Raw genomic sequence first — 5,027 nt, forward strand, 5'->3', positions numbered from 1 at the left:
GCCCGCGTCCAGCGCGACTTCTAGTCCAGGCGCTCCGACGGCCCGCACGGATCGGCGACGATCCGTGCGGAGCAGGTTTCGGTGCTCCGACACCTTCCCGAAGCCCGGCTGCGAAGCCGGGCTTTTTTCATGACCGGGCGTGGATGCGAGACAACCCGCGCCGGCTCCCGGCGCGGGCTTCGGCGTCCCATTGACGTTCGCGCCGTCTTCGGGATGAGGTGAACGCCGCAGCCGGCGATGTCCGGACACGTCCGGTTCCCCCGTGCGAAACCGCGGTCGGGGCAGCGACGGTCCGGACGATTGCGCGGTGCGATCGAGCGCAGACCGGCCCGGAAGAGGCCGGACCTTCGGGAGGATTCGCGTGACGCGCCCACTCTCGCCGCCGATGGCGGACCTCGCTGCCGCATCGGCACCGTCCTCGCGCCGCTTCTGGCCGCTCGGCTGGTGGCGGCTGGTCGATCTCAAGATCGGGATCATCCCGCTTCCGATCTACGCGATCGTCGCGGTCCTGCTGACGATCCTGACCTTCGAGGGCGAGATCCGCTCCGACGGGCCGACCATGATCGCGGTGCTGGTGCTCGGCGGCTTCACCTGCGCCGAGGTCGGCAAGCGGCTGCCGGTACTGCGCAACATCGGCGCGGGGGCGATCTTCGCGACCTTCGTCCCCTCGGCGCTGGTCTACTACAAGCTGATCCCGCCGCAGATCGAGACGGCGATCGTCGACTTCACCAAGTTCACCAACTTCCTCTACATCTACATCGCGGCGATCATCGTCGGCTCCATCCTCGGGATGGACCGCGAGGTGCTGATCAAGGGCTTCCTCAAGATCTTCGTGCCGCTCGCCGTCGGCTCGGTCGTCGCGGGCGCGGTCGGCACCCTGGTCGGCACGATGCTGGGCCTGGGCGCGCAGCACACGTTCTTCTACCTCGTGGTGCCGATCATGGCGGGCGGCGTCGGCGAGGGCGCGATCCCGCTGTCGATCGGCTACGCCGCGATCCTCGGCCAGCCGCAGGGGGACGTCTTCGCCCAGGTCCTGCCCCCGGTGATGCTCGGCAGCCTCACGGCCATCGTCTTCGCCGGCACGCTCAACTTCGTCGGCAAGCGGTTTCCCCACCTGACCGGAGAGGGGCGCCTGCAGCCGGATCACGACGGCATACCGTCCGGCGATGCGCGGGCGGCGGAGGAGGCGCATTCCGGGCAGGTGGACGTCTCCACCATCGCGGCGGCCGGGCTGACCGCGATCACCCTGTACCTGCTGGGCGTGATGGCGCATCACCTCACCGGCCTGCCGGCGCCGGTGGCGATGCTGTTCCTGGCGGTGCTCGCCAAGCTGTCGAGCGCGGTGTCGCCCCACCTCCAGGCCGGCGGCTTCGTGGTCTACAAGTTCGTGCAGACGGGCATGACCTACCCGCTGCTCTTCGCCATCGGCGTCGCGCTGACCCCGTGGGACAAGCTCATGGCGGCCTTCACGGTCACGAACCTCATCACCATCGTGGCGACCGTGACCACGCTGATGGGAACCGGCTTCCTCGTCGGGCGCCGGCTCGGGATGTACCCGATCGAGACCGCGATCGTGAACGCCTGCCACAGCGGGCAGGGCGGGACCGGCGACGTGGCGATCCTCACCGCGGCCAACCGCATGGCGCTGATGCCGTTCGCTCAGATCGCCACCCGGATAGGCGGCGCAATCACCGTGACCTGCACCCTCGTCGTGCTGAGATGGGTGACCGGCGCGCCGGTGTAGCCGTTCCCTCACGCCGGCCGCGCGGCGCTCGGCCTTCGGCACAATTCCATCCCCGTCACTGCGGTCTCAGAAGCCCCGGAAGCGCGGCCGGCGCCGGATCGCGGGCGGGGAAGGCGCGGCGCATGGCGTCGACGAAGGCGGCGGCCGGCCCGTCCCAGTCGTGGCGGGCGACGTGGGCGCGGGCAAGGCCCGCGTCGAAGGGCAGGCGGCCCTCCACCGCCGCCCGCATCAGGTCGGCGAGGCGCTCGGTGCGGTCGGGGGCGGCAGGGTCGAAGTAGCTCGCCGCCTCGCCGCCGGCCTCGGGGATGGCGGTGACGTTCGAGGCGATCACCGGCGTGCCGAGCGCGAGGCTCTCCAGCACCGGGATGCCCCAGCCCTCGCCCGCGCTCGGGAAGACCAGGGCGGCGGCGTGCGCGTAGAGGTCGCCGAGCCCGCGGTCGTCGATGGCGGCGACGTGGACCACGTCGGCCATGGCGGTCAGCCGCGCCAGCGTCTCCGGCCGCTCGCCGTCCGCCCTGCCGACCACGATCAGCCGACTGCCGCCCGCGGGCAGGCGCGCGAAGGCGTCGAGCGCCAGCGCGAGGTTCTTGCGCGGCTCCAGGCGCCCGACCATCAGCAGGTACGGGCGGCTATCGGGAATGAGGCCGGCGCCCATCCCTCCCGTGGGAGGCGGAGCGGTGCCGCAGCGGACCTCCGCGATCCGGGCCGGATCGATCCGGTAGGTTTTCGCGATGGCGTCGCGGCTGTAGCCCGAGATCGTCACGACGAGGCGGGCGCGCCGGGCGCTGAGCCGGGTCAGCAGGCGGTTGCGCCAGCGCATCCGCCACGTGAAGAACGCGGGATGGGTCTCGAACAGGATGTCGTGGACCACCACCGCCTGCCGGGCGCCGGGGACCAGCGGCGGCGCGATGTAGGTGGTCACCAGGGCATCGATCCGATCGCGGTGGACGAGCCAGGGCCAGACGGCGAGGAGCCTCACGCTGCGCGGCACCCGCGGCAGCCGGCGATGCTCGACGTTGGCGCCCGCGATCGCGGCGGCGGCGCGCACCGGGTCGTCGGAGTAGATCACGTAGGTCGCGTCCGGGTGGCGCGAGACCGCGCGGGCGACGATGTTAACGAGCCACGTGCGGCTGCCCTGCATCTTGCCCGCGAGCACGTGCGCGTCGATGCCGATGCGGAGGGTCATGTCACGGGCTCCTGTAGGCGCCGAAGGTCGGGGCCTCGTTGGGGGCGTAGGCGCGGCCGGTCAGGTCCTGCGTGGCGCCGAGCGGGATGCCGAGGCGCGCGGGCGCGCGGGTGAGCGCGAAGCCGTTGGCGAACGGCTGGCCCGGGTCGACGAAGGCCGGCGCCTCGGTGAGGTCCGGCGCGCGCGCGCCCAAGGGAAGGGACGCGCCGTCGTCGGTGCGGGTGGCGCCGTAGGCGTAGAGGACGCCGCCGGCCCCATGCGTCAGGAGGTTCGGGCCGATGGCGTTGCCCCGCCCAGTGCTCGTCGCCTGGACGGCGATCGCGGCAACGCCGGGCCGCGTCGCCACGGCGATGTTGTTCAGCACGCGGTTGTTGACGGTGCGCCCGACCTGCCGGGTAAAATCGCTCGCGAGCACCACCTCGCCCCTGTAGGCGTGCCGGCCGCCGGAATCGGCCATGTTGCCGAAGACGGTGTTGTTGGCGACGAGGTTGTCGCCGGCGTCGAACAGGTTGATGCCGGCGCCGTCGTTGCCGGCGGCGACGTTGAAGGCGACGGTGTTGCGGTCGCACCACTGGTCGATCTGGATGCCGTTGCCGTCCTGGCCCGTGGTCTCGCGCTGGCCGGTGACGATGTTGTAGCGGATGACGTTGCGGTCGCCCGCGTCCTGGGAGGCGGTCTTGGCGTAGACGTGGATGCCCGACGTGCCCGACATCAGCGCGCCGTTGTCGCGCACGCGGTTGCCCTCGACGACGTAGCCAGAGCCGTTGATCTCCATTCCGTGGATGCCGCTGCCGGACACGGTGTTGGCCAGGATGAAGGTCGGGTCGTCGGGAGGCGCGTTGATCACGTCGACGGCGATGCCGTGGGTCCTGTTGCCGGTGAGCGTGTTGCCGACGATGCGGTGGCCCGCGCCCGCCCCGTCGCCGATCCAGATGCCGAGGCCGGACGCCTCGACCGTCGAGGCCTCCACCGTCACGTGGGTGCTGCCCCGGCGCAGGATGAAGCCGGAATTGGCAGCCCCCCGCACCGTCAGCCCGTCGACGGTGACGTAGGCCGCGTTCTCGAACACCACGGAGTTCGACAGCACCGGCTGGGTGCCGGGCATGGCGGCCACCGTCACCGGCGCCGCAGCGGTGCCGCGGGCGGCGATGACGACGGCGCCGGCGTAGGTCCCGCCCTTGACCAGCACCGCGCTGCCCGGGGCAAGGCCGGCGAAGGGCACTGCGGCCAGACTCGTCACGGTCTCGTAGCCGGCCAAGGCGGAGCCTGCCGGATCGACCAGGATGCGGCGCAGGCTCGGCGGCGCGGCGGGCTGGCAGGCCGTGCTCGCCACGAGCAGCGGCAGGGCCGCGAGCAGACCCCGGAGGCACGGACGCGCGGTCGGGCTCGCAGACCGCGGCGTGCGGAGCCCGTTGTCCGGCAGCGGTGCCCGAGGGATCGCGCGAAGCGCCGCGCGGCACCCTCTCCCAGGGGGAGAGGGCTGGGGTGAGGGGCGTGCGCCGTCCGGAGCGGTCACACCCCTCACCTTGTCCCTCTCCCCATCCAAGTCGGGCTCGCCCGATTTGGACACCGGGATCGCACATCCCGGGCAAGCCCGAGATGTGCGGGAGAAGGGACCCGCGCCCGGTGCGGGCGTCGTTGCGCGGAGATCCTCCCGCTGCGGCGGCGCCGCGACGAACCCTCGGAGCGTCGCCATCACGCGGCCTGCGCGAAGGCGCGGGCGATGGCGAGCCGCTTGCGGCGCTGGAACAGGCGCCGCCACACGGTCCGCCCCGCGGCCGGGCTGAGGCGGGTGAGGGAGCGGGCCGCCGCCCGCCAGCCGGGAAGGATAGCCTCCGGCATCACGAGGTCGGCGAGCGCGTGGCGTCGCGCTCGGCCGAAGGGTTTTGGGCCGACGAGCCCGAGGCGGGCGAGGTCGGCGGCGAGGTCGGGGCGCTTGCGGTACCACAGCACCAGGGCCGCGCCCTCGCGCTCGGCGATCGCCAGGTAGGCGGCCTCGTCGAGGAGGTGGTGATGGTAGGCGAGCGCCTGCCGCTCGTAGAACAGCCGCATCCCGCGCCGCGCCAGCCGCTCGCCGAGCTCGATGTCCTCGTGCCA

General features: G+C 72.4%; 3 protein-coding genes and 1 pseudogene. 1 reads left to right on the forward strand and 3 read right to left on the reverse strand.

The window, feature by feature from the left end; translation table 11 throughout:
- The first annotated feature begins 385 nt into the window (after positions 1–385).
- On the forward strand, positions 386–1,744 hold the full coding sequence (locus tag ACFE8Y_RS16720; protein ID WP_375465513.1) for a 2-hydroxycarboxylate transporter family protein: 1,359 nt from the start codon (positions 386–388) through the stop codon (positions 1,742–1,744).
- 55 nt (positions 1,745–1,799) lie between these two features.
- Here the strand turns inward: ACFE8Y_RS16720 and ACFE8Y_RS16725 are convergent, their stop codons facing one another.
- The 3 genes and pseudogenes from ACFE8Y_RS16725 to ACFE8Y_RS16735 all read right to left on the reverse strand — a co-directional run.
- Positions 1,800–2,930 carry a glycosyltransferase family 4 protein gene (locus ACFE8Y_RS16725; protein WP_375465511.1) on the reverse strand — a complete coding sequence of 377 codons (1,131 nt, stop codon included), beginning with the start codon at positions 2,928–2,930 and terminating at the stop codon, positions 1,800–1,802.
- A 1-nt stretch (position 2,931) separates the two neighbouring features.
- Positions 2,932–4,263, reverse strand: a complete 1,332-nt coding sequence (locus tag ACFE8Y_RS16730) for a nitrous oxide reductase family maturation protein NosD (RefSeq protein WP_375465512.1) — start codon at positions 4,261–4,263, stop codon at positions 2,932–2,934.
- Positions 4,264–4,625: 362 nt separating this feature from the next.
- Positions 4,626–5,027 (reverse strand): annotated as a pseudogene (locus ACFE8Y_RS16735) (glycosyl transferase); the annotation flags it as partial.

The sequence above is a fragment of the uncultured Methylobacterium sp. genome, assembly GCF_964242245.1.
In the GTDB taxonomy this organism is placed as follows: Bacteria; Pseudomonadota; Alphaproteobacteria; order Rhizobiales; family Beijerinckiaceae; genus Methylobacterium.